The sequence below is a fragment of the Pleomorphomonas sp. T1.2MG-36 genome, from assembly GCF_950100655.1.
Lineage (GTDB): Bacteria > Pseudomonadota > Alphaproteobacteria > Rhizobiales > Pleomorphomonadaceae > Pleomorphomonas.
Genome location: NZ_CATNLY010000051.1, coordinates 1 through 22136, shown reverse-complemented (window position 1 = coordinate 22136; position 22136 = coordinate 1). Strand labels below are relative to the sequence as shown.

Below are 22136 nucleotides of genomic sequence, written 5' to 3'. Positions count from 1 at the left end.
AAACGGGCTTTTGATTGGGACATGCGCGATGGCCGCAGCCGGCCGCCAGCGCGAAGAAATGTGGCCGAACCAACGCCGCGCGTCGGTTCGGCCGGATATCGCCTCGATCAGGCGGACTTGCCCTGTGCCTCAACGAGGGCAAGCAGAGCCTGCTCGAAACAGGCAAGCGGCGGCCGCACCGTGCCTGCTCCAACCTGGCCGATACCGGGCAGGCGGTGGGCGATACCCGTGTTGATAACCGGCGTGATGCCGGTCTCCACAACGCGCCGGACGTCGAGGCCGAGGCAGGCGCCCTGGAAGTCCCACGTCGGGATTTGCAGCGTCGTGTTGCTTTCGACGTAGATCTCGCGCATCTCCTCGGACGTCTCAAGCGCGTCCGAGAAGCCACCCGAGCCGACGAACCTGGTGACGCCGGGCGCGGCGATCATGGCCGCCCCGCCGATGCCGAAGGTTTCCGTGATGGCGCTGTCGCCCATGTCGGGATTGGCATCATCCTGGGAATAGCCGGTGAAGAACAGGCCGACCGGCGTGTTGACCGGCGCGATGAACCAGCGGTCGCCAAGACCTGCCACGCGGATTCCGAAGTCGCGGCCGTTGCGCGTCATCGCGGTGACGATGGAGCCGGCGCCGACAGCGTGACCGGCATCCATGGCGCACTTGCAATGCGCCATCGCCGCGTTGAGGAAAAACTGATCCGTGCGTTCAAGGAAGCGCAGGACGTCCTGCTTGTCGCCGCTTGTCGCGTCCGTGGCGGCGATGTCGGCTGCCAGCGCCCGCATCAGGAGCGCCGAGGCCGCGATGTTGCGCTGGTGGAACTCGTCGCCCATCGTGATGGCCTGGGCCATCAGGGCCGTCAGGTCGACGCCCTCGGGCTTGCGCTGCAAGGCACTTGAGAGCACCGGCCCCAGCACGTCGCGCATCCACGCGAGCCGGGTCTGCACCTCGCCCTCAAAAGCGCCGAAGCGCATCACCTTCCCGATGCCCTCGTTGAGATTGCAGTAGGCAACGTTGCCCTGGACGGCGTTGCGGACGACAAGCACCGGCATGTGGGCCGACGTGATGCCGCCCATCGGACCGACCGCCGCGTTGTCGTGACAGAGCACGAAACGAACTTTCTCGGCAGCGAAGACCTCCGCTTCCGCCGCGGTCTTGACCCACCCCTCGAACAGGCACGCCCCGATTACCGCGCCCTTCATCGGGCCGGTCATGGCAGACCATTCGATGTCCGTGCCGGCATGCATGAGCACCGGCCCTTCGGCCAGAGCCGGAATGCACTCGCCGGCCGGACGAACGTCGACGAGGTGAGGCCGGGCCTTGCGGATCTCCGCAATGACGGCGGCGTTGGCTTCGTTGATAGTCGCAAACATGTTGAAACTCCGGATTAGACAAGGGACGCGGCGAGACGCCGCAGCTGCGCGGTGCCCTCGGCAACCGGTTCCCATTGCAGATGGACGACATCGACGCCGTTCGACTTCAGGTCGTCGGCGAAGCTGCGCAGTCCGATGTTGATGACGGCCGCGGGCTGCGACAGCAGCGCCGGGCTTGCCCCCGGTGCGGGCTGCTGCGGAGCGAGAAGCCTGAGCGCCAGGAGGACCGCCACCCGCACGCTGCCCGCAACCAGAATGCCGGCTGCCTTGAGCTTGCTGACCTGAGCCTCGTAGTCCTGCGGGTCTTCAGCCGTACCCGTGAGCGTCGCGACGACGGCGACGGGAGAGGCTTCGCCCCGCGCGGCGCGCATCTGCTCGACGGCTTCGACCAGCGCCCCAGCGGGATCGGCATGCCCGCCGAAACCGAGAACCACGTCCACCAGCAGCACGCCGGCATCGGGGTCGTCCGCCAGCGCAACGATCATCTCGGTGCGGGCATAGGGGTCGATCATCGGATGGGGACGGCCCCGGGTGTACATGTCGTCGCCGAGGTCGATGATGGAGTGCCGTTCGGTGCGCAACATGTAGCCTTCGGCATGTCCCGCATCCAAAGCGAGGTCGAGGCTCTCCGCAGCCAGCAAAGCGGCCTCGCCGGCAAGCGTGCCACCGGTGTAAAGCCCCCGCAGGCCCTGCCCGACCGGAGCCGGAACCGTCGCCGCCAGGGCCTCGACCTCCGCAAGGTCGACCGCCAGCGCCGCCGCCTCGTCAAGGGTTCGCGCAAGATGGACGTTTCCGAAGTCGCGCCGGCTCGGCCGGTCCCCAAGGAAGAGAGCGACGACCGGCTTGCCCAACCGCTGCATCTTCTCGATCAGTCGCGCCCGCACGGCATCTGCCGGCGGCTTCGAGACGAAGGCGACGACGCGCGAGGCTTCGTCGGCGGCGACAAGGTCGAGCGCTGCCTCGGCGGATAGGCCGCCGATCGCCTCGGAAAGGTCGCGTCCACCAAGACCAAGGGCGTGCAAGACGCCCGAACCGCGGCGGGCAATCTGACAGGTCAGCTCCTGGATACCGGTACCTGAGGCACCGACAACCGCGATGGGTCCGGCCGGAACGCGGTTGGCAAAGGCCAGCGGGGCACGATCGACGATCGCGGTGCCGCAATCCGGGCCCATCACCAACAAGCCGCGCTGGGTAGCGAAGGTCTTGAGATCGCGCTCCTGGTCCAGGTCGACGTTGTCCGAGAAGATCATCACGTTCAGCCCGCTCTCAAGGGCATCGCGCGCCAACCCATATGCGTACTGGCCTGCGACCGAGAGCAAGGCGATGTTCGCCTTCGGGTTCAGCTCTCGCGCCCGCCGCCAACTGCGAGCGACCGGATAGCTGACCTTGCGGCGGCCCTTGGCCAGGTTCGCAAGGCGCTCGCGCACCTGATCTGCGACGGCATCGACGACGTCGGGATTGGCGGCCTCGCTATCGACCACGATACACAGATCGTTGGGAGTGGCCTCCGTCAGGACGTCGTGCCACAGGTTGGTCTCGCGAAAGACATCCTTGTTGGCAGGCGTCCCCATCATGACCGAGACGCGTCTCACTTCAGGTAGAGCCGAGAGGTCGCGAGAGAGAACCATCAAGGTAACTGAATCCTGGAAGTTACCTTTGATTATCTGAGCGTAGAGCATCTCAAACAGCCCTTCCAAAGCTGGCCGGCCCGGAAATCATGCCGAGGGCACAATCTATTGATTTATATGGTATTTTATCTTTCGATTGAGCCTCAGCAGAGGCCGCAGGTCGATTGGACATCGGTCCGCCCCTTCATGTAGTCACCTAAGACATGACCTTTCGAAGATACGGTCCGGGGCGGCCTGGATCTTTCCAAATCTTTGCAACAATCTTGGCGGGGGCTCTGCCATAAAAGCGCTCGGCGGCTGGCTCAACAGGCGGCAGCAACACGGCATTTGACTGACGCGAAAGGTAAATTTGATTTACCGAGGCGCACAGAGGCCCAAAAAAACTATTGAATGACGACGAACGACAGGGCTCTCCGTCTCCATCTTTCAATCAGCGGACCTCCGACTATTCGATTATTTTTAAATCAGTAATTCTACCATCGAGGCATTGGACGAGCCCTCGAAACCTTGCCACATCAGATGCCGGCACGGTCGACATCACGGCCAAACTTGACTTTCACATGGAGCCTCCGCCCCACAACTGGATGCGCAGCCGCTCCAGACACCCTTCCATTGACGCAATATTTTCAACAATCAGGTTCGCCCGTCTTGGCGCAACAGACGGAACCCCCAGTATCCGTGCGGGAAAAACTGTCAAATACGGGGCTCCACTCAAAAATCGTTGAACATTTTTACGCACTTGACGTCGATCGATATCGAAACGAAGGCTATCGGACATCAAAGATGCACATCGACCGTACAACCGGCAATTTTATAAAGTAGTCAGATGTGCACCGAGAGAGGAAGAAGGAGATAATACAAAAAACATAGACCAGACTGGGCGATATCATTCGCGTGGACCACGAGTATATCGACTATGCCCGGCGACAACTTCGCCACTTGGTGCTCCAACCATCATCACCCATGGCTTACCGGCGGCTCGCGGCACCTCCCCATCGGGAGCGTCTGCGGGACGAGAGCGAGCCGTTGCTTACGAACACGAGTGGCCATCCGGCATCACCCCGGTCCGAGCCACACATCATTGAGCGCACCGCGACCAGACCTCGCCGGCGCCACAAAGACGAACGGGAACCAGAATGTCCAATCCGTCGGCTTCTGCCGCGACGACCCCTGCACCAGACGGGGCGCGGCGTAACACGATCATCATTGTCGGCGCCGTAGTTGCGTGCCTGGCACTGGCCTTTGTCGCACGCAGCGCGCCAGCCACGTCCGCTGCCGCGATGATTGGTGTGCTACCAATCCTGCTCATTCTCGGCTTGCTGTTCGCCCAGGTGAACATGCTGGTTGCCGCCCTCGCCGGCGGCGCCATGGCGATGATCATCGGCGACATCGGCTTCGCCGAAGCCAACCAGCGGCTCGTCGAGACCGTGCCGAAGATGCTGTCGATCACCGTGCCCATTCTGAATTCGGCGATCGCCATGGCGGTGTTCAAGGCCGGTGGCTACGCCTCCGCGCTGACGCTGGTCCGCCGCAACATCGGCGACCGGGTTGAATATGTCGGCGCCTTCATTGTCATCCTGCAGGCGGCGGCAACCTACATGTCGGGCATCGGCGGCGGCAGCGCCATGGTCATCGCCCCGCTCGCCTTCGCCGCCGTCGGCGCCATTCCCGCCGTCATCGCAGGCATGTCCATTGCCGCGGCCGCCTGTTTCACCACGTCGCCGGCGTCACTGGAGTCTTCGGTCGTATCCAAGCTCACCGGCGTTCCGGTCGCCGACTACGTCTCGATGATGCAGCCTTACACGATGATCTTCGTCGTGATCGCGGTTGCCATCGCCTTCATCGGCACCAAGCGCGCGAAAGGGCTGTTCCACGGCGAGGTGCCGGAAGAATTCCGCGACATGTCCAACGCCCAGCTTTGGCGGCGGACCATCCCCGCGGCATTCCTGATGTTCGCGGTCATTGCCGGCCCCTTCGTCAACAACGCCCTGGGCATCCCGGTGCTTGGTCCGATCAGCTACGCGATCATCACCTTGGCGCTGGTCTGGCTGTGCAGCGACTTCTCGCTGAACGGATCGGTCGACGCGATGGTCGACGGCTCCTCCTACATCCTCACCCGCCTCCTGCAGGTCGGCCTGTTCCTCGTCTTCATCGGCATGATCGAGAAGATCGGCGCCTTCGGTACCATCGCCGGCCTGGTCAACATGGCCCCCACGTCGCTGGTCGTACCGGCGGCCGTCATTGCCGGCTTCGCCATCGGCTTCCCGGCCGGCGCCTATGTCGGTTCGATCCTGACGCTGGTTCTGCCGATCGCCGTGGCGCTGGGCTTCTCGCCGCTCGCCGTGGGCTTCGTCACCATCGGCGTCGGCTTCGGCAGCCAGGTGTCGCTGGTCAACATCACCATGCAGGCCCTTTCCGCCGGCTTCAGAATCCCGGTGCTCCAGGTCTCCAAGGGGAACGCGCCCTACATCCTGGGCTGCGTCGCGGTGCTGGTCATCCTCTCCTTCGCCATGGTCTAATCAACGCTCGGAGTGAACACATCATGGACCTGATCTTTCGCAACACTCGCATCGACGATTCAGCCGAGCTCACCGACGTCGGCGTGGACGGGGGCAAGATCGTCGAGATCAAATCCGGCATCGCCGCCACTGCCAAGGAAGACATCGACGCCGCCGGCCGCGTCCTCATACCGGGCCTGATCGAGAGCCATCTCCATCTGGAGAAGGCCTATGTGATGGACCGCAAGCCCAATCGCTCCGGCACGCTGATGGAAGCGATCGCCGTCACCGCGGAACTGAAGCCCACCTTCACGCGCGACGACATCGAAGCGCGCTCGCGTCGGGTGCTCAAGAAGCTCATCACGTCCGGCACGACGCACGTGCGCGCCCATGCCGAATTCGATCCGGCCCAGGGCTTCACGGGCTTCGACACGGTTCTCGCCCTGCGCGAGGAGTATCGCGGCCTGATCGACATCCAGGTGGTGGCCTTCCCTCAGGAAGGCATCCTCAAGGCCCCGGGCACCGACGCGATGATGGTGGAGGCGATGAAACGGGGCGCCGATGTGGTCGGCGGCATTCCGTACAACGACACCGATGCCAACGCTCACATCGACTGGGTCTTCCGCCTGGCAAAGGACTTCGACAAGGACCTCGATTTTCATCAGGACTTCCGCGACGACGCGGACGCGATGTCCATCGAGTACCTGGCGCGAAAGACCATTGCCGAGGGCTGGCAGGGACGCGTCTCGGTTGGCCATCTGACGGCGCTGGCGGCCGTGCCCCACGAACGGCGCGGCGAGATCATCGCATTGATAAAAGACGCCGGCATCTCGGTCATGGCCCTGCCGGCGACGGACATGCACCTTGGTGGGCGAAAGGATCTGGAAAACGTCCGCCGGACCATCGCGCCGGTCCGTGCGCTGCGCGATGGCGGGGTCAACGTCTGCCTGGCCACCAACAACATCCGCAATGCCTTCACGCCCTACGGCACTGGTGACTTGCTGCAGATTGCCGCGCTGGCCCTTCCCGCCTGCCATCTCGGCGGCGCCGACGATCAGGCAACCGTGCTCGACATGCTGACGGTGAACGCGGCCAAGGCGCTGCGCATCCCCGACTACGGCATCTTCGTCGGTGCCCGCGCCGACATGGTGCTGCTCGACACCCATCGCGTCGCCGACGTGATCCTGGACCTGCCCGATCGGAACGTCGTGGTGAAGGGCGGCAGGATTGTCGCCCGCACGGCGCGGCAGGTCGAGACGGCCCTCAACTGAGCCGATCACCGTAGGATTCGTCATCCATCGCATCGACATCTGAAGGCGCGGACATTTTGTGTCCGCGCCTTCAGTGCGTTTACGGCAACGGCATGTCCGGCGGCGCCATCCGCGCTCAGGCGGGCTCGCGCCCCGGAAGCGTCCACCGCGCGATCCACCGGGACGACAGCCGCAGCGGCCTCTCATGCCGCACCAAATCTCCGGACCCGAATCTCCCTCTCGAACAGAAATCTTGGAGCCCGCCCCGCCGCCGGGCAGGCCGCCGAGCGAAATTTGTCCGCGCGCCCTATCGGTCGGAAACGTTGCGAATGGGTGTCCCACCCACTTGAATGTGGCGGGAAAAAGAACAATTCTGCCATTGTTAAAGATGCCTATAGAGGCCACACCAGCATCAAATAAGTAACGAGTTAATATTTAACCAAGTAAATTCTCTCATAGACAGCCTGTTATTTTCGGCTGATCTGCGGCCAATTCTAGCTAGTTATAAATATAATTTGGAACTACTACGGATCCAGCCGTTCGAAATAAAAGAGCAACGGTCATTTTCCAAACTTCTAATACACACGCTTCACCAGATATTATTTCGCGTTATGAGTGTTTTAACCATTCTAAATCGAAATATTGCAGGTTCCAACAGCGGCGAATCGAAACTAATCGCCGCTCTACCTGAGGTTGGACTCACTAATGGCCGACAGGAGGAAGCGACGAATATGCAGACGCAGCCCCACACCGCCGGGTCCCGACGATCCGTGAACATCTCCACACGCATCGGACTCGGCTTTTCCGCCATTCTGGTGATCCTGGCCTTTACGGCCGGCATGTCGCTCAAAAGCCTTTCGGGCATCGGCGACGTCATCGGAACCCTGTTCACCCAAATCGATGTCACCGACAAGGCAAACAGGATCCAGACCACCTTCCTCGAATATCGCCGCGCCGCGCGGGAAGTCATCTACACGACACTGCCCGACGCAGACGCCGCCGTGACGGAACGGGCGTCGGCCATGCGGGCCGCGCTCGAGGACGGTCTGAAAGCCACCGGCGACGCCGAGCAGACCGACCATCTCAAGGCCATGCAGGCCAGTTTCGAGACTTATGACGGCCTGCTTGCGACGCTCATCAAGACCCGCCACGACGTCAACGGCCTGTCCGCCGAGACGCTCAACCCGCTTGGCGTGAAGCTCCGCACCGATCTCGAAGCGATCATCGACGACGCAGGCCAGGGATCGCCGGTGGCCGCGCACTCCGAGCGAGCTCTTCGCTTCATCCTCACCGGCCGCATCTTCGCCACCAAGGCAACGGCGAAAAGCGAAGCCGATGCCGACAAGAACGCCCTCAAGGCCTTCGTGGACGCCGACGCCGCGCTGAACGAGGCCATTGCCGTCGCCCCTCCGGCGCTCGCCAGCCGGCTCGGCACCGTTCGCGGTCACATCGCGCAATATGTCGAAGGGTTCAACAAGTCCCTGGCGCTGGAGTCCGACATCGAGAAACAGGCCACAGAAATGCGGACCTTCGTCGCCAAGATCGCAGACGAGTTCGCGGGCTTCCAGTCGGCCGTCCAGGACGCGCAAGCCGAATTGAAGAGCAACACCGAGGCGAGCCAGGCCTCGACCACCACCACCCTGTGGAGTTTTGCCGGCGGCGGACTGCTGCTCGGAGCGGTGCTCTCGGTGCTGATCGGGCGCGGCCTGTCGCGGCCCGTCGTCTCCCTCACCCAGGCCATGCAGCGGATCTCCGAAGGCGACCTTACGGTCGACGTGCCCGGCCTTGGGCGCGGCGACGAGGTGGGCACGATGGCGGCGACGCTCCACGTGTTCAAGCAGGGGCTTGAGGAAAACCAGCGCATGCGCGTGGAGCAAGAGCACGCCAAGGCGGAAGCCGAGACGCAGCGCCGCGCCGAGATGAAGGAGATGGCCGACGCGTTCGAGACGGCTGTCGGCGGCGTCGTCGAGACGGTCGTCGGCTCCTCGACGCAGTTGCAGGCGGCGGCGCAGTCGATGTCGGCCGCAGCCGAAGAAGTCTCCAGCCAGTCGGTCACCGTGGCGAGCGCCGCCGAGGAGGCCTCCACAAACGTCGAGACCGTGGCGGCGGCGGCCGAGGAGCTGGCGACCTCCATCTCGGAGATCAAGCGCCAGGCCGACGAGAGCACCGTGGTCGCCTCGAAGGCCAGCAAGGATGCCCAGCTGACGGCCGAGCGGGTGCGCGAACTGGCCGAAAGCGCCAATCGCATCGGCGAAGTCGTCAACCTCATCGACAGCATCGCCAGCCAGACCAACCTTCTGGCGCTCAACGCCACCATCGAGGCGGCGCGGGCGGGAGAAGCCGGCAAGGGCTTTGCCGTCGTTGCCGCCGAGGTGAAGCAGCTTGCCGATCAGACGTCGCGGGCGACGTCGCAGATTTCGTCGCAGATCGGAGAGATCCAGTCGTCGACGCAGTCGTCGGCCGAGGCAATCGTCACCATCACCGGCGTGATCGAGCACCTCAACCGCATCGCCACGTCGATCGCCACCGCCGTCGACCAGCAGGGCGCCGCCACCGCCGAGATCGCCCGCAACGTCAGCCAGGCGTCGATCGGCACTCACCAGGTGTCGCAGAATGTGGTGGGCATCACCCAGGCGGCGACCGAGTCGTCCGGCGCGGCGAGCCAGGTTCTGGCCGCCGCCAACAATCTCGCCCGCCAGTCCGACACGCTGCGGAACGAGGTCGATACCTTCCTCTCCGGCATTCGCACCGGCTGAGGAGCCGAAAGCATCATCCGGCCGACGTGAAGCGACGACCGCGAAGATGATGCTTCACAAACAAGAGCCTGGAGCGCCGGTCTGATTCGATCGGATCGGCACTCCACATGCCGTCGCCGGAGGAACCGCCCGCCTACGTGCGGCCGGCCGGCGGCGGCAGATTCCAGTCCCAGCGCATGGCGGCGAGACGGAGCAGGATGGACAGGCCACCGCCGACGATGGCGACGGGCACGCCCGGCAGGTGGTAATAATCGCCGACCGAGACCACCAGCGCGCCGATCAGCGCCGCCAGCGCGTAGATCTCCTTGTGCAGAACCATCGGCGTCTGCGCCGCCAGGATATCGCGGCCGATGCCGCCGCCGATGGCGGTGATCATGCCGACCACGGCCGCCATCAGCGGCGAGAGGCCGGCATCCATGGCCTTGCGCGTGCCCACCACCACATAGAGCCCGAGCCCCAGCGCGTCGAACACCGCCACTGGCGCGGCAAGACGCGCGATCAGGTGGTGGGCGAAGATGCAGCAGAAGCCGGCGGCGCAGGAAATGGCGAAGTAGTGCCAGGTGACGAAGGCCACCGGCGGCACGGCGCCGATCACCACATCGCGCATGATGCCGCCGAAGGTGGCGGCGACGAAGGCCAGAAAGACGATGCCGAACGGATCGAGCCGCCGCTCCACGGCGCGCGTACCACCGCTGAGGGCAAAGGCGAAGCAGCCGACGAAATCGACCAGGGTGAGAAACATGATGGGTCTACCGGTAGTGCCGGGCGGGTCCGCGCCAGCGTTCATGAGATTTCTGGCTGCCTTCTCTCACGTCGGCGCGCCGGACGGAAGATCGTCAACTCCCGCACGGGTCCGTTGCGTCGGCGCCGCCGCCCCGGCATGATCGGCCACCGCCCCCAGCGCAGCCTCCCGAAGGAGTTCCGATGCACCGCCCCACCCTTGCCGCCCGTCTCACGGCGCTTTGCCTGGGGCTCCTCGCCGCGCTCCCGGCCGCCGCCACCCCCGCCCTGAAGCGCGGCATCAACTTCGAGGTCTGGCAGACCTGGACCGCCCGCGACGCCTTTCTGGCGCCCGGCTTCGATCGAGACAACTTCCCCGACTGGATGGGCCGCATCGACGACCGGCAACTCACCACCCTCAAGGCCGAGGGCTTCGATTTCGTTCGCCTCAACATCGACGCCGCCGCCCTGCTCTGGGCGGGCGACGACGGTGCCGGGCCGCTGATCGGCCGCATCGTCGCGGCGACCGAGCGCTTGCAGGCGCTCGGCTTCACGGTGATCGTCGACATGCACCTGCTGCCGGTCGACGAGGAGCGTCCCGACGGGTTGCAGGATGTGCTCGGCACCGACGACCATGCGCCGCTGCTCTGGGACCGCTATCTCGGCCTCGTCACACGCCTCGCCGGCCGCCTCGCCGCCCTGCCACCCGACCGGACCCTGCTCGAACCGATCAACGAGCCCAACCAGGACTGGGGGTCCTATCTCGCCCTGACCGACCGCTGGCCCGACCAGCTCGCCGCGCTGAGATCGGCCGCCCGTCAGGCGGCGCCGACGCTGACGCTGGTGCTGACCGGCGGTCGGGGCGGCCTCATCGACGGGCTGACGCGCCTCGACCCGGCCCCTTTCGCCGACGATCCCAACATCGTCTGGACCTTCCACTATTACGAACCGATGGCCGTCAGCCACGCCGGCCGGCCCTGGGTCGACGACCCCGGCCGCTACCTCACCCATCTGCCCTATCCGGCCGCCCACCTCGACGCCGCCGAAGGCAAGCGGCTTCTGCAAGACGCGAAGAACCGAATCGCCAAGCAGGTGGCCGATCCGAAACGCCGAAGGGAACTCGACATCGGGGTGGGCGAAGCGCTCGACGCCTATCGCTCCACCGAGGCCGGCCCGGCCACCATCGGCGCAGATTTCCAGCGGGTCAGCAACTGGGCCAACGAGAACGGAATTCCGGCCGAGCGCATCCTGTTGGGCGAATTCGGCATCTTCCAGGATGCCGCCGATCCCGCCTCGCGCATCGCCCTCATCGAGGCGACGCGCGCCGCCGCCGACGACAAGGGCTTTGCCTGGGCGATCTATTCGGCCGGACTCACCAGCGCCGGACAGGGCTTTTCGGTGATCGGCGACGGCAAGGCCCTTACCCTCGAACCCGAGATCAAATCGGCGCTCGGCCTTGCCGGCAACTGACGTCATACCCGATCCGCTTGATCTGGACTCATCCAGCTCAAGCGGGTTTCGGCCTGACCGGCCGGCGCCCGGTCGGGCGCTTCCGCTTCCATAAGCTTCCGCCCGGAAGGTCGAAACCTGACGGAAAAGGTATCAGCGGCGAACCACCCGTTCGCCGACGAACAGGAAGCCCACGGCGACGACGGTGAGGATCGGCAGCAGCGCGATGGCGCCCGACAGGCCGACCTGATCGGCCGTGGCGCCCACCAGCCAGGGAATGATCATGATGGAGAGGCCGCTGGCCAGCGAGGCGCGCGCCGTTGCCAGCTCCCCATAAGGGCCGGCGGTGACGATCGCCTTGGTCAGGGTCAGCGGATATTGCAGCGAGCAGCCGAGACCGAGCGCGAACAGGCCGAACACGGCGAGCGGCAGGCTGGACGCCCCCCAGAACAGGAAGAAGGCCGGCAGCGTGACGATGGCCGACAGATAGAGCGCAAGGCTCGCCGTCATCCGCTTCAGGATCAACGAGGACGACAGGCGGCCGACCAGCATGCCGAACGAGAAGGCGCCGGCAATCACCGCCGACGATGCGACCGGCAGGCCTTTGACGCGGGTCATGAACTCGGTCGCCCATACCAGGACCGACTGCTCGACGCCGACGAAGGCGATGATCGTCAGCCAGTAGAACCAGTAGACCACGGGCAGGCGTCCGCCCGGCTTGCCGTTCACGGTCGGCGCGACGGGCTTGGCCGCCTCGGGCACAGGAACGCCACGCAGGAAGACGATGAGCAGGCCGGCCAGCACGACGCCGAGGAGCAGCGCCGCCCGCCATCCGAGCCCGATGGCCGCGAACAGGCCGACCGCCATCGCCGCCGTCAGCGAGGCGACATAGGAGATGCCGTTGGCCTCGCCGATCGCCACCGAGCGGTTGGCGCCATGCCATTCGGCCAGGAGCGTCGGCACGATGATCAGGATCAGGCAGCCGACGGCGCCCATCAGGAAGCAGCCGAAAATACTGACGGCCGGATGCGGCGCGGCGATGATGGCCAGCGCCCCGACCAGCATGCCGACCAGACCGATCGACACCGACAGCTTCCGGCCATAGCGACGCGTCAGTCGCTCGCCGAACAGCCCCGACACGATCAGACCGGCCGCCACCGCCGCCGGATGCAGCGTCACCACCCGATAGCTGAGGTCGAACTCGTCCTTCAGGAAGGGGATGATGTTGCCCTGGATGTTCAGGAAGAAGGTGAACTGGGCGAGCGCCAGATAGGCGGCCCAGGTCAGCCGGTCGCGCCGAATGGGCGCCGGAACGGACGGGGAGCTGGATGGGGCGGTCATGAAATCCACACGAAGAAGGCGCCCTCCGCCACCGGTTACCGGCGGGCGCACGACGCCTTCTTGAAACGATACAGAATGCTAGGCCGACGCCCGTCTCCTGTCAAGTACGGAGAAGAGGCAGAGCCATTGCGCAGAGCGCAAAACCGGGGATCCCGCCACCCGCTTCAGGTCGCCTCGGAGGCGCCGAAAACGGGCCGTTCGCCATCGGCCGTCGTTCGCGGCGGAAGGTTGCTTGCCGCCGCGACCCATCATCACACCATGCCGAGCGCGTTCATGTAGAGTTCGAGGATGGCCTCGGCCTCCTGACGCTCGTCCGGGTCCTGCTTCCTGAGCTTCAGGATGGCCCTGACGGCCTTGACGTCGTAGCCGCGGCCCTTGAGTTCGGCCATCACGTCCTTGATGTCGTCCTGCAGCGCCGCCTTCTCTTCCTCGAGGCGCTCGACGCGCTCGATGAACTGCCGCAGCTCGCCCGCCGCGACGCCGCCCTGCGATTCTGCCGATTCCATGCTCATGGGATATTGTCCTGCCGATCTTGATATTGGGTCCGGGCGGGGCCGCCGCCCGTGCGGGGCGCATGAAGTCCGAACTTCATGGGTCCGTCAACCGTTTTCGAGCGTCCGTTCACACGCCCGGTCCGCCGGCCCGCGATCCGTAAAAGACGGTCTTGCGCATCTCCGGCCGCGCCGCCAGCGGCGCCACCACCTCGAAAATCGTCTTGGCCCAGTGGTTTGCGCCGGCCTCGCTGGCGATGTGATCCTGCCGCACCTCGACGAGGAGATGGGAAAGACCGCGCGCCGTGCCGTGATGATAGAGCGTGTCGTTCCTGAGCGCCCCGTCATAGGGCTCGTTGTCACCGACAACGAGGCCGCGCGCCCGGAAGGCGGCCAGCGCCGGCGCCACCATGCGGTCGTCGCGGTCCCAGAGGATCGCCATGTCCCAGGGACGGGGAACGCCCTTCCAGGCCGGTGTGAAGGAATGGATGGACAGGATGACCGGCGCGACGCCCGTGGCGATCATCCGGTCGATCTGCCCGGCGACCGCCAGGTGATAGGGGCGATGGAAGCGTTCGATGCGTCGCTGGCGTTCGGCGGCGTCGACGCGGGCGTTGCCCGGAACGACGGCCCCGTCGGAGAGGCGCATCACCAGCGTCGGATCGTCCTCGCCGCGGTTGGCGTCGATCAGGAGGCGCGAGAAGCGGGTGAGCAGGGCCGGCGCGCCCGTGAAGGCGGCAAGGCGATGAACCAGCCATTCGGTACCGATGTCATAGGCGATGTGCCGCTGGAACTCGGCCGGCGGCAGACCAAGATCGCCATAGGGCGGCGGCACCCGATTGGACGCATGGTCGGCGATGATCAGAAGGCCGCCCGCGTCGTTGCCGGGGAGAAAGGTGAAAGGGGCGTCGTCGGTTGGGTCCTGCATGGCGATTAATCCTAAATGCTGCTATCGGTCGGATAAAGTCGAGATCCATCCATTGGCGCCACCGACCTGCCGACCGTTGCACATTCGCCGCGGCCCGCCCGGCGGCGCCGCCTTCAGGTCCGTTCATGTCCGTCGCCAAATCGTTGCCGCTGTCCGCCCGCCCCGGTGAGGTCGTGGCCTTCCTCGCCCTCTGCCTCGGCGCCGTCGCCATGGGCGTGTCGCCGATTTTCGTCCGCCTCGCCGACGTCGGTCCCTTCGCCAGCGCCTTCTGGCGCGTCGCGCTCGCGGTGCCGGTGCTGGCCATCTGGGCGGCGAGCGAAGGCGGCACAAAGGCGCTGGTCTCCGCCTTCCGTTCGAAGGCCATCTGGCTCGCCGGCCTGTTCTTCGCCATCGACCTGTTCTTCTGGCACCTCTCCATCCTCAACACGTCCATCGCCAACGCCACCTTCCTGTCGTCGATGGCGCCGATCTGGGTGCTGCTGTTCTCGGGCCTGTTCATCGGCGAGAAGGTCGGTCGGCGCGAGGCGGGTGGCGTCGTCGTCTGCATCCTCGGCGGCGCCGTGCTGCTCGGCGGGTCCTACACGCTCGATTCCGACAAGCTGATCGGCGACATCTACGGCATCGGCACCTCCTTCGGCTTCGGCACCTACTTCCTGGCGGTCCGGGCGGCACGCCGCGAACACCGGACCGGCACCGTCACCTTCGGCGCCACGGCGGTGACCGCGCTCTGCCTCGGCGTCATCGCCTTCGCCTTCGAGCCGAAGCTGCTGCCCTCCTCGCTCTACGGCGTGGCGACGCTCGCCGCCCTCGCCTATGTCAGCCATATCGGCGGTCAGGGCCTGCTCGCCTTCGCCCTCGGCTATCTTTCCGCCGCCTTCTCGTCGTTGGTGATTTTCATGGAGGTGATCGCCGCCGCCGCCCTTGCCTTCCTGGTGTTCGGCGAGGCGATAAGCTGGAGCCAGGGGCTGGGCGGCCTGATGATCCTCGGCGGCATCTGGATCGCCCGGCCGCGATCGTGACCCGCGTTGTTTGGACGCGACCAAAGACTGGAGCGTAAGCCTTTGAGGATGCGTGTTAATGTTCAACGGGGACCGGACACTGCGGGACGGCGCGGCGCCTTGCGTAATTATACGTTGACATTTTGCCGTAGGTCACGCGATAAGGCGGGGCATTCTCCGATGAGCACCGGACAAGGATCGTTGGCGGGCGGAATACCGATGGCGGCACATGAGGGACCGGTACGACGGACGCGGCCGGCGCTTGTAGCCGCGGCGCTGTCTTTCCTCGCTCTCGCCGCGGCGACCCCCGCGAAGGCCGATCTCAGGCTCTGCAACAAGACCGACGGCACCATCTCCGTGGCGATCGGCTACAAGGCCGAGGACGGCTGGCGCTCCGAAGGCTGGTGGAACATCGGCGGATCGAAATGCGGAACGCTGCTCTCCGGCGCTCTTACCTCACGCTATTACTACCTCTACGCGGTCGACAGTCAGCACGGCGGCGAATGGGGCGGCAAGGCGTTCATGTGTACGAGGCGCAAGTTGTTCACGATCGGCGGCGTCGAGAACTGTGTCGCCCGGGGCTATGAGCGGACGGGATTCTTCGAGGTCGACACTGCCGAGCAACGCAGCTGGACCGTACACCTCTACCAGCCGACTCAAAAAGGAAACGGGGCGAAATGAGACGAAACCGCAAGGTCAAGATTCTTGCAACTTTGGGCCCCTCCTCCTCCGACAAGGACATGATCGCCCGGCTCCACCAGGCGGGTGCGGACTGCTTCCGCATCAACATGAGCCACACCAACCACGAGAAGCTGCGCTACTACGTGTCGACCATTCGCGAGGTCGAGGCCGAGGCCGGCCGTCCGATCGGCATCCTCGCCGATCTCCAGGGCCCCAAGCTGCGCGTCGGCACCTTCGCCAACGGTCCGGTCTTCCTGGAGATCGGCGCTAAGTTCGCCTTCCATCGTGAGAAGTTCGACGGCGACGTCACCGGCGTCACCCTGCCGCATCCGGAAATCATCGACGCGCTCGAGCCCGGCCATCGCCTGCTGATCGACGACGGCCGCCTCAGGCTGCGCATCGTCGAGAACGACCGCAAGCTGGCGGTTGCCGTGGTCGAGGTCGGCGGCAAGATCTCCGACCGCAAGGGCGTCAGCCTGCCCGACACCGTGCTCACCTCCGGGGCGCTGACCGATAAGGACCGCGCCGATCTCACCGCCGCGCTCGAAGCCGACGTCGACTGGATCGCGCTGTCCTTCGTGCAAGGGCCGGACGACCTTCGGGAAGTGCATGAGATCGTCGACGGCAAGTGCGGCGTCATGGCCAAGATCGAGAAGCCGCAGGCCGTCAAGCGCTTCAACGAGATCCTCGAGCTCAGCGACGCCATCATGGTGGCGCGCGGCGATCTCGGCGTCGAGCTGCCGCTCGAGCAGGTGCCGAGCGTTCAGAAGAGCATCACCCGCACCACGCGCAAGGCCGGCAAGCCGGTGGTTGTCGCCACCCAGATGCTGGAATCGATGATCCAGTCGCCGGTGCCGACCCGCGCCGAGGTGTCCGACATCGCCAACGCCGTGTTCGAAGGCGCCGATGCGGTCATGCTGTCGGCCGAATCGGCCGCCGGCGCCTACCCCGTCGAAGCGGTTCAGACCATGAGCCACGTCGCAGAGGAGGTCGAGGCTTCCGAGCACTTCCACTCGATCCTGGCCGGCCAGCGTGGCGAACCGGACGCAACGCCCGCCGACGCCATTTCCGCCTCGGCCCGCCAGATCGCCGAGACGCTGGGCATCGCCGCCCTCGTCTGCTTCACCGCCTCCGGCGCCACCGGCCTGCGGGCTGCCCGCGAGCGGCCGTCGACGCCGATCCTGGCGCTGTCGCCCAACCGTTCGATGGCCCGCCGCCTGGCGCTGGTCTGGGGCATCCACTCGGTGGTGACCGACGACGCCCGCTCGCTGATGGACCTGGTGCAGCGCGCCAGCCGCATCTCCGCCGAGGAAGGCTTCGCCAAGCCCGGCGACCGCATCATCATCACCGCTGGCGTGCCTTTCGGTTCGGCCGGCGTGACCAACCTGCTGCGCATCGCCACCATCGGCGCCGACGGCAAGTCGGGGATCTGACAAACAAGCGAACGGGGCGCCAACTGGCGCCCCGCCGATCTGTCTCGTCTTGCCGCATGCCCGCCGCCATGGCGCGCACGCCTTCCGATGTGCCGCCCCTCTCAGCTCCGCCTTCGGATGTTCATCCACCGCGGCAAGAAGGGCGCACCGCTCCCCCGCCGACGGATCAGATCGACGATGACGGCGATCAGGACGAACAGGCCGATGATGACGCGCTCCCAATAGGACGACACGTTCATCAGCACGATGCCGTTGCCGAGCAACGCCATGAAAAGCGCCCCCAAGAGCGTGCCGAACATGGTGCCGACGCCCCCGCTCAACGACGTTCCGCCGATGATGGCCGCCGTGATCGACGGCATCAGCCAACTGGCGCCAATGGTTGGTTGACCGGCATTCATGCGGCTTACGAACATCATTCCGGCCAGCGCCGCGGCGCCACCGGAGATGGCGTAGACGATGATCTCGATCCGTTCCGAATGAAGGCCGGCAAACCGCGATGCGTCGCGGTTGCCGCCGACGGCGAACACGCTGCGGCCGAACGGCGTGTTGGTGGTGACCCAGGCCAAGATCGCGAAGATCACCAGCATGATGGCAACAGGAACAGGAACCGGTCCTATGGTGCCCTGGCCGAGCACCTGGAAGATCTCGGGAATGCCGTTGATCGCATAGCCCTTGGTCAGAACCAGGATGGCGCCGGCGAACACCTCGCCCGTCGCCAGGGTGACGATGAAGGCGTTGAGTTTCAGCTTGGCGATCAGCAGGCCGTTGATGGCGCCGCACATCAGGCCGAACACCACGGCGAGCCCCATCGACAGGAACGGATCGATGCCGCCACTGGTCATCATCATGGCGCCAAGGATGGCCGACAGGCCGGCAATGGCGCCGACGGAGAGATCGATGCCACCGAGCAGCAGCACCAGCGTCTGTCCGGCCGCCACGATGGCGATGAACGATACCTGCCGCGCGACGATCTGGAAATTATAAGGCGTCAGGAAGTTGGGGTTGGCGATCGTGATGACCAAACCCATGAGGATGATCGCTAGAATGATGCCGCTTTCCTTGATCCCGGTGACGCGCGCCAGAACCGATTTCTCCGGCGGCCTGTTGTTGTTGATTGCCATGGTGTCCTCGAACGATGAATGAGCCGATTAGGCGACGGACAGGGTGAGAAGCTTTTCCTGGGTCGCTTCCGACGCCGGAATGCGGCCCTTCAGCTTGCCCTCGTGCATGACGATGATCTGGTCGGCGAGACCGATGACTTCCTCGAACTCTGAGGAAATGACCAGGATTGCCAGTCCTGCCTCGGCAAGCTCCCTGAGAATCCGGTGAATCTCGAACTTGGCATTGACGTCGATGCCGCGCGTCGGTTCGTCCAGAAGCAGCACCCGGCAACCGGTGGCGAGCCACCGCCCGAGGATGACTTTCTGCTGGTTGCCGCCGGACAGATTTCGGATCAGCTGGTCTTGGCTGGAGATCTTGATCGCGAACTTGCGCACGAACTCGTCCGTGACGCTGCGCTGCTTCCCCCAGCGGATCTGGAAGAGGCGGGACAGGCGCGACAGGATCGGCAGCGTCATGTTCTCGGCGACGCCAAGGGCGGGAAAGATGCCGAGGCGCTTGCGCTCTTCAGGAACGTAGGCGATGCCCTGCTTGATTGCCTCGCTTGGATGCAGAAACTCGATCGGCCGACCGTCGAGCAGCACGCGTCCGGACGAGCGGCGGGTATCACCGAAGAGACAGCGCGCAAGCTCCGTGCGGCCCGCGCCGATCAACCCGGCGATGCCGAGTATTTCGCCGCGATGCAGGGAAAAGCTGATGCCCTCGAACTCGCCCGCGCGCGTCAGCCCGGACACTTCCAGAACTGGCTGACCGGTCGGCAGGGCGGCCGTCGGCCGATGATCGCGCTGTTGAGCGTCCCGGCCGATCATGTGGCGGACCAGCACCGCTTCGTTGGCCTCGGCCCGATCGAGCAGGGTCACCTTGCGACCGTTGCGCATGACCGTGATCTGGTCGGACAGGCGGAATACTTCCGGCAAGCGATGGGAGACGTAGATGATGGCGCAGCCCTTCTCGCGCAGTTGCTCCACGAGGGTCAGCAACCGATCGGCCTCGGGGATCGACAGACTGGCCGTTGGCTCGTCCAGGATCAGGATGCGAGCGTCCTGGGCAAGCGCGCGGGCGATCTGCACCAGTTGCTGATGGGCGACCGACAGGCCCGATGCCTCGGCATCGAGATCCATCCTCTCGCCGATCTGGTCCAGAACCTCCGCGGCACGCTCGCGCATGGCACGCCAGTCGACGGCGGTTTTGCCGAAGCGCAGCGGCGTCGTGCCCAGCAGGATGTTCTCCATCACCGTGAGATGTGGAACAAGGTTGAGTTCCTGCGGCACCAAGCCGATGCCAAGGGCACGGGCATCGGCCGGTCGGCCAAATCGCGCGGCAACGCCGTCGATCCGGATCTCGCCCGCGTCCGGCTGGAAAAGGCCGACCATGACATTGATCAGCGTACTTTTGCCGGCGCCGTTTTCGCCGACGAGACTGTGAATCGCCCCTGGGAATACCGCTAGATCGACGTCATCGAGCGCCAGAACGCCAGGAAACGCCTTGCGAATCCCACGAAGTTCGAGAAGGGGGCGCCGTGCTTCGGGCGTCTTGGGTGTTAGATCGGGCATGACAAAACCTCGGCCGCAGGACAACCGGACAGCGCACCCCAGGAGCAGTCGACGATCAGGTTGAACGGCCTGACCGAAAAGCGGTCGCCCGACGTGTGAAGCCGCAGCATTGCTTGCCGACCAGATCTTTCAATCTGGTCGGCGAACGCTCCTGGCGCGCTATCCTGTTATGGCATTCGGCTCTGCGTCGAATGCCGAGGACGCGTTACTTGAGCGAGTCAGCGGTGATCAGCTGCGACCCCGTCGCGTGCTCCTTCGGGAAGGTGTGGCCCTGGGCCATCGCCACGAAGTACTTGACGGTCCAGTAGCCGATCTCCCACTGGCGCTGGGCCTTCTGAGCGTCGATGACGCCCTTCTTCACGAACTCGATAGCTTCCGGCAGATCGTCCATACCGACGATGTGGACCTTGCCGACGAGGCCGGCGGTTTCGACGGCACGGGCGGCGCCAACCGGAGCGGAGGCGTTGGAGCCGAACATGCCGACCAGGTCGGGATTGCCTTGCAGGGCATTTTCCGTCAGGTCGATCGCGGCCTGCAGGTTGTCGTTGTCAGGCCGGTCGAAAGCGACGCTCATGTCCGGATATTCGGCAATGGCTTTCTTGAAGCCTTCGACGCGGGCCTTGTGGTTCGGGGCCGACAAGGAGCCTGCGAGGATACCGACCTTGCCCTTGCCACCGACGCGCTCGGCCAGGAACTTTCCAAGGTCGTAGCCGTCCTGCTCGTCCTTGTTGTGACCGACATACATGATGCGCTTGCTGTCGGGACAATCGGTATCGAAGGTCGCGACCTTGATGCCGGCGGCGATGGCATCGTTGATGGCCTGGGTGTCGGTCGCCGGGTCGAGGCAGGCGACGGCAAGGCCGTCCGGATGCACGGCGCTATTGTTCTCGATCTTCTTGATGTGCTCGTTGATGTCGGCGGTCGGCGGCGCGTCGAAGCGGACATTGACCTTGACGCCGAGCTTCTCGAATTCCGCGACGGACGCCTTGGCGCCCTGCTCGACCACGTCGTACCAAGGATGGATGACCTTGGGGATGAACACGATTTCCAGAGTCTTGTCGACGGGCTTGATCAGGTTTCCCTGATCGTATCCACCCTCGGCAAAGGCTGAAGAGGCAAGTACGCAGAGAGATGCACCAAGAGCAGTCTGAAGAAGAAGTTTACCGTACATTTGTTTCCTCCGTTAAGTCGCTTTGATCGAAAACAATTCCTCCGGTCTAGTCTTTCCTCGCCACCTCCCTTTCATGTCTTTCGCCAAATCGTCACGCGGCCAATGTCCGCAAGTCCTCACGATTTTCGCTTCAGGACTCGGTTGGCGGCGTCTGCGATACCGTTTTCGGTCAGTCCGAAATGATCGAACAGGAAGTCGACGGATCCTGTTGGCACGAAGCCCGGGAAGCCCAGCATCTCCATCGGAACGGGCCGGTGGAGGGCAAGGGTCTCGGCCACGGCGCCGCCGAGGCCGCCGCGCACGCTGGCCTCTTCCACGGTGACCACCGCGCCGGTCGACGCGGCATCGACGATCGCCTCGACGTCGAGCGGGTTCATCCAGGCCATGTTGACGACACGGGCCGACACGCCGCTCTCGGCCAGCACCTGGGCCGCCCCAAGCGCCTTGTGCAGCATGACGCCGTTGGCGAGAATGGCGACGTCGGCGCCTTCGCGCATCACCTCCGCCTTGCCCGGCTCGATGCGATCGAGGCGATGAGCGAGCGCCGGCACCGGATAGCGGCTGACGCGGATGAACACCGGCCCCTCATGGGCGGCGGCAAAGCGAATGGCCTGCTCGGTTTCCCAAGGGTCAGACGGCACGATGGTGAGAAGGTTGGCGAGCGGCCTCAGCCAGGCGAGGTCCTCGATCGAATGGTGGGTGGGGCCGAGTTCGCCGTAGCCGATGCCGGGCGACTGGCCGCACAGCTTGACG

At 65.0% G+C, this 22136-nt stretch carries 17 protein-coding genes; 7 read left to right on the top strand and 10 right to left on the bottom strand.

Annotation, left to right across the window (positions count from 1 at the left end; translation table 11 throughout):
• Positions 1–107 precede the first annotated feature (107 nt).
• Positions 108–1367: a DUF1116 domain-containing protein gene (locus QQZ18_RS19350; protein WP_284542606.1), complete on the bottom strand. Its 1260-nt coding sequence runs from the start codon at positions 1365–1367 to the stop codon at positions 108–110.
• Between the two features lie 14 nt (positions 1368–1381).
• The gene (gene fdrA, locus QQZ18_RS19345) at positions 1382–3046 is read right to left on the bottom strand and encodes an acyl-CoA synthetase FdrA (protein WP_284542605.1); all 1665 of its coding nucleotides are present in this window, start codon (positions 3044–3046) and stop codon (positions 1382–1384) included.
• A gap of 1238 nt (positions 3047–4284) precedes the next feature.
• On the opposite strand from fdrA, the gene QQZ18_RS19340 reads away from it, so the two are divergent.
• The 3 genes from QQZ18_RS19340 (at position 4285) to QQZ18_RS19330 (ending at position 9499) form a co-directional block, all read left to right on the top strand.
• A complete protein-coding gene (locus QQZ18_RS19340) occupies positions 4285–5514 on the top strand; it encodes a hypothetical protein (protein WP_284542604.1) in 1230 nt (409 codons plus the stop codon).
• Positions 5515–5537: 23 nt separating this feature from the next.
• The gene (locus QQZ18_RS19335) at positions 5538–6764 is read left to right on the top strand and encodes an amidohydrolase family protein (RefSeq protein WP_284542603.1); all 1227 of its coding nucleotides are present in this window, start codon (positions 5538–5540) and stop codon (positions 6762–6764) included.
• Between the two features lie 749 nt (positions 6765–7513).
• A complete protein-coding gene (locus QQZ18_RS19330; protein ID WP_284542602.1) occupies positions 7514–9499 on the top strand; it encodes a HAMP domain-containing methyl-accepting chemotaxis protein in 1986 nt (661 codons plus the stop codon).
• A gap of 133 nt (positions 9500–9632) precedes the next feature.
• On the opposite strand, the gene QQZ18_RS19325 is transcribed toward QQZ18_RS19330, so the two are convergent.
• The gene (locus QQZ18_RS19325) at positions 9633–10241 is read right to left on the bottom strand and encodes a trimeric intracellular cation channel family protein (RefSeq protein WP_284542601.1); all 609 of its coding nucleotides are present in this window, start codon (positions 10239–10241) and stop codon (positions 9633–9635) included.
• A 182-nt stretch (positions 10242–10423) separates the two neighbouring features.
• On the opposite strand from QQZ18_RS19325, the gene QQZ18_RS19320 reads away from it, so the two are divergent.
• Complete coding sequence (locus QQZ18_RS19320) at positions 10424–11689, top strand: glycoside hydrolase family 5 protein (RefSeq protein WP_284542600.1); 1266 nt, start codon at positions 10424–10426, stop codon at positions 11687–11689.
• A 132-nt stretch (positions 11690–11821) separates the two neighbouring features.
• Here QQZ18_RS19320 and QQZ18_RS19315 read toward each other — a convergent pair whose 3' ends face one another.
• From QQZ18_RS19315 to QQZ18_RS19305, 3 genes are all read right to left on the bottom strand, one after another.
• Positions 11822–13009: an MFS transporter gene (locus QQZ18_RS19315; RefSeq protein WP_284542598.1), complete on the bottom strand. Its 1188-nt coding sequence runs from the start codon at positions 13007–13009 to the stop codon at positions 11822–11824.
• Positions 13010–13260: 251 nt separating this feature from the next.
• Entirely contained in the window at positions 13261–13515 is a 255-nt protein-coding gene (locus tag QQZ18_RS19310; RefSeq protein WP_051228978.1) for a DUF2312 domain-containing protein, read from the bottom strand.
• Positions 13516–13630: 115 nt separating this feature from the next.
• Positions 13631–14428: an N-formylglutamate amidohydrolase gene (locus QQZ18_RS19305; RefSeq protein WP_284542597.1), complete on the bottom strand. Its 798-nt coding sequence runs from the start codon at positions 14426–14428 to the stop codon at positions 13631–13633.
• Between the two features lie 125 nt (positions 14429–14553).
• On the opposite strand from QQZ18_RS19305, the gene QQZ18_RS19300 reads away from it, so the two are divergent.
• The 3 genes from QQZ18_RS19300 to pyk all read left to right on the top strand — a co-directional run bounded on the left by QQZ18_RS19300 (position 14554) and on the right by pyk (position 17540).
• A complete protein-coding gene (locus tag QQZ18_RS19300) occupies positions 14554–15447 on the top strand; it encodes a DMT family transporter (protein WP_284542596.1) in 894 nt (297 codons plus the stop codon).
• A gap of 198 nt (positions 15448–15645) precedes the next feature.
• Positions 15646–16107, top strand: a complete 462-nt coding sequence (locus QQZ18_RS19295; protein WP_284542595.1) for a DUF1036 domain-containing protein — start codon at positions 15646–15648, stop codon at positions 16105–16107.
• Entirely contained in the window at positions 16104–17540 is a 1437-nt protein-coding gene (pyk, locus tag QQZ18_RS19290; RefSeq protein WP_284542594.1) for a pyruvate kinase, read from the top strand. Before QQZ18_RS19295 ends, pyk begins: the two co-directional genes overlap by 4 nt.
• Positions 17541–17641: 101 nt before the next feature.
• On the opposite strand, the gene QQZ18_RS19285 is transcribed toward pyk, so the two are convergent.
• The 4 genes from QQZ18_RS19285 to QQZ18_RS19270 form a co-directional block, all read right to left on the bottom strand.
• Positions 17642–18661, bottom strand: coding sequence for an ABC transporter permease (locus QQZ18_RS19285; RefSeq protein ID WP_284542593.1), 1020 nt, complete (start codon positions 18659–18661; stop codon positions 17642–17644).
• A gap of 27 nt (positions 18662–18688) precedes the next feature.
• The gene (locus QQZ18_RS19280) at positions 18689–20212 is read right to left on the bottom strand and encodes a sugar ABC transporter ATP-binding protein (RefSeq protein WP_284542592.1); all 1524 of its coding nucleotides are present in this window, start codon (positions 20210–20212) and stop codon (positions 18689–18691) included.
• A 205-nt stretch (positions 20213–20417) separates the two neighbouring features.
• Entirely contained in the window at positions 20418–21383 is a 966-nt protein-coding gene (locus QQZ18_RS19275; RefSeq protein WP_284542591.1) for a substrate-binding domain-containing protein, read from the bottom strand.
• Positions 21384–21499: 116 nt separating this feature from the next.
• Positions 21500–22136 (bottom strand): transketolase family protein (locus QQZ18_RS19270; protein ID WP_284542590.1); only part of this gene is annotated, 637 nt, incomplete at its 5' end.

Coding starts and splice junctions, on each gene's coding strand:
- QQZ18_RS19275 (WP_284542591.1), bottom strand. CDS start 21,383: ATGTACGGTAAACTTCTTCTTCAGACTGCTCTTGGTGCATCTCTCTGC.
- pyk (WP_284542594.1), top strand. CDS start 16,104: ATGAGACGAAACCGCAAGGTCAAGATTCTTGCAACTTTGGGCCCCTCC.
- QQZ18_RS19305 (WP_284542597.1), bottom strand. CDS start 14,428: ATGCAGGACCCAACCGACGACGCCCCTTTCACCTTTCTCCCCGGCAAC.
- QQZ18_RS19315 (WP_284542598.1), bottom strand. CDS start 13,009: ATGACCGCCCCATCCAGCTCCCCGTCCGTTCCGGCGCCCATTCGGCGC.
- QQZ18_RS19295 (WP_284542595.1), top strand. CDS start 15,646: ATGGCGGCACATGAGGGACCGGTACGACGGACGCGGCCGGCGCTTGTA.
- QQZ18_RS19280 (WP_284542592.1), bottom strand. CDS start 20,212: ATGCCCGATCTAACACCCAAGACGCCCGAAGCACGGCGCCCCCTTCTC.
- QQZ18_RS19285 (WP_284542593.1), bottom strand. CDS start 18,661: ATGGCAATCAACAACAACAGGCCGCCGGAGAAATCGGTTCTGGCGCGC.
- QQZ18_RS19320 (WP_284542600.1), top strand. CDS start 10,424: ATGCACCGCCCCACCCTTGCCGCCCGTCTCACGGCGCTTTGCCTGGGG.
- QQZ18_RS19335 (WP_284542603.1), top strand. CDS start 5,538: ATGGACCTGATCTTTCGCAACACTCGCATCGACGATTCAGCCGAGCTC.
- QQZ18_RS19300 (WP_284542596.1), top strand. CDS start 14,554: ATGTCCGTCGCCAAATCGTTGCCGCTGTCCGCCCGCCCCGGTGAGGTC.
- QQZ18_RS19350 (WP_284542606.1), bottom strand. CDS start 1,367: ATGTTTGCGACTATCAACGAAGCCAACGCCGCCGTCATTGCGGAGATC.
- QQZ18_RS19325 (WP_284542601.1), bottom strand. CDS start 10,241: ATGTTTCTCACCCTGGTCGATTTCGTCGGCTGCTTCGCCTTTGCCCTC.
- QQZ18_RS19310 (WP_051228978.1), bottom strand. CDS start 13,515: ATGGAATCGGCAGAATCGCAGGGCGGCGTCGCGGCGGGCGAGCTGCGG.
- fdrA (WP_284542605.1), bottom strand. CDS start 3,046: ATGCTCTACGCTCAGATAATCAAAGGTAACTTCCAGGATTCAGTTACC.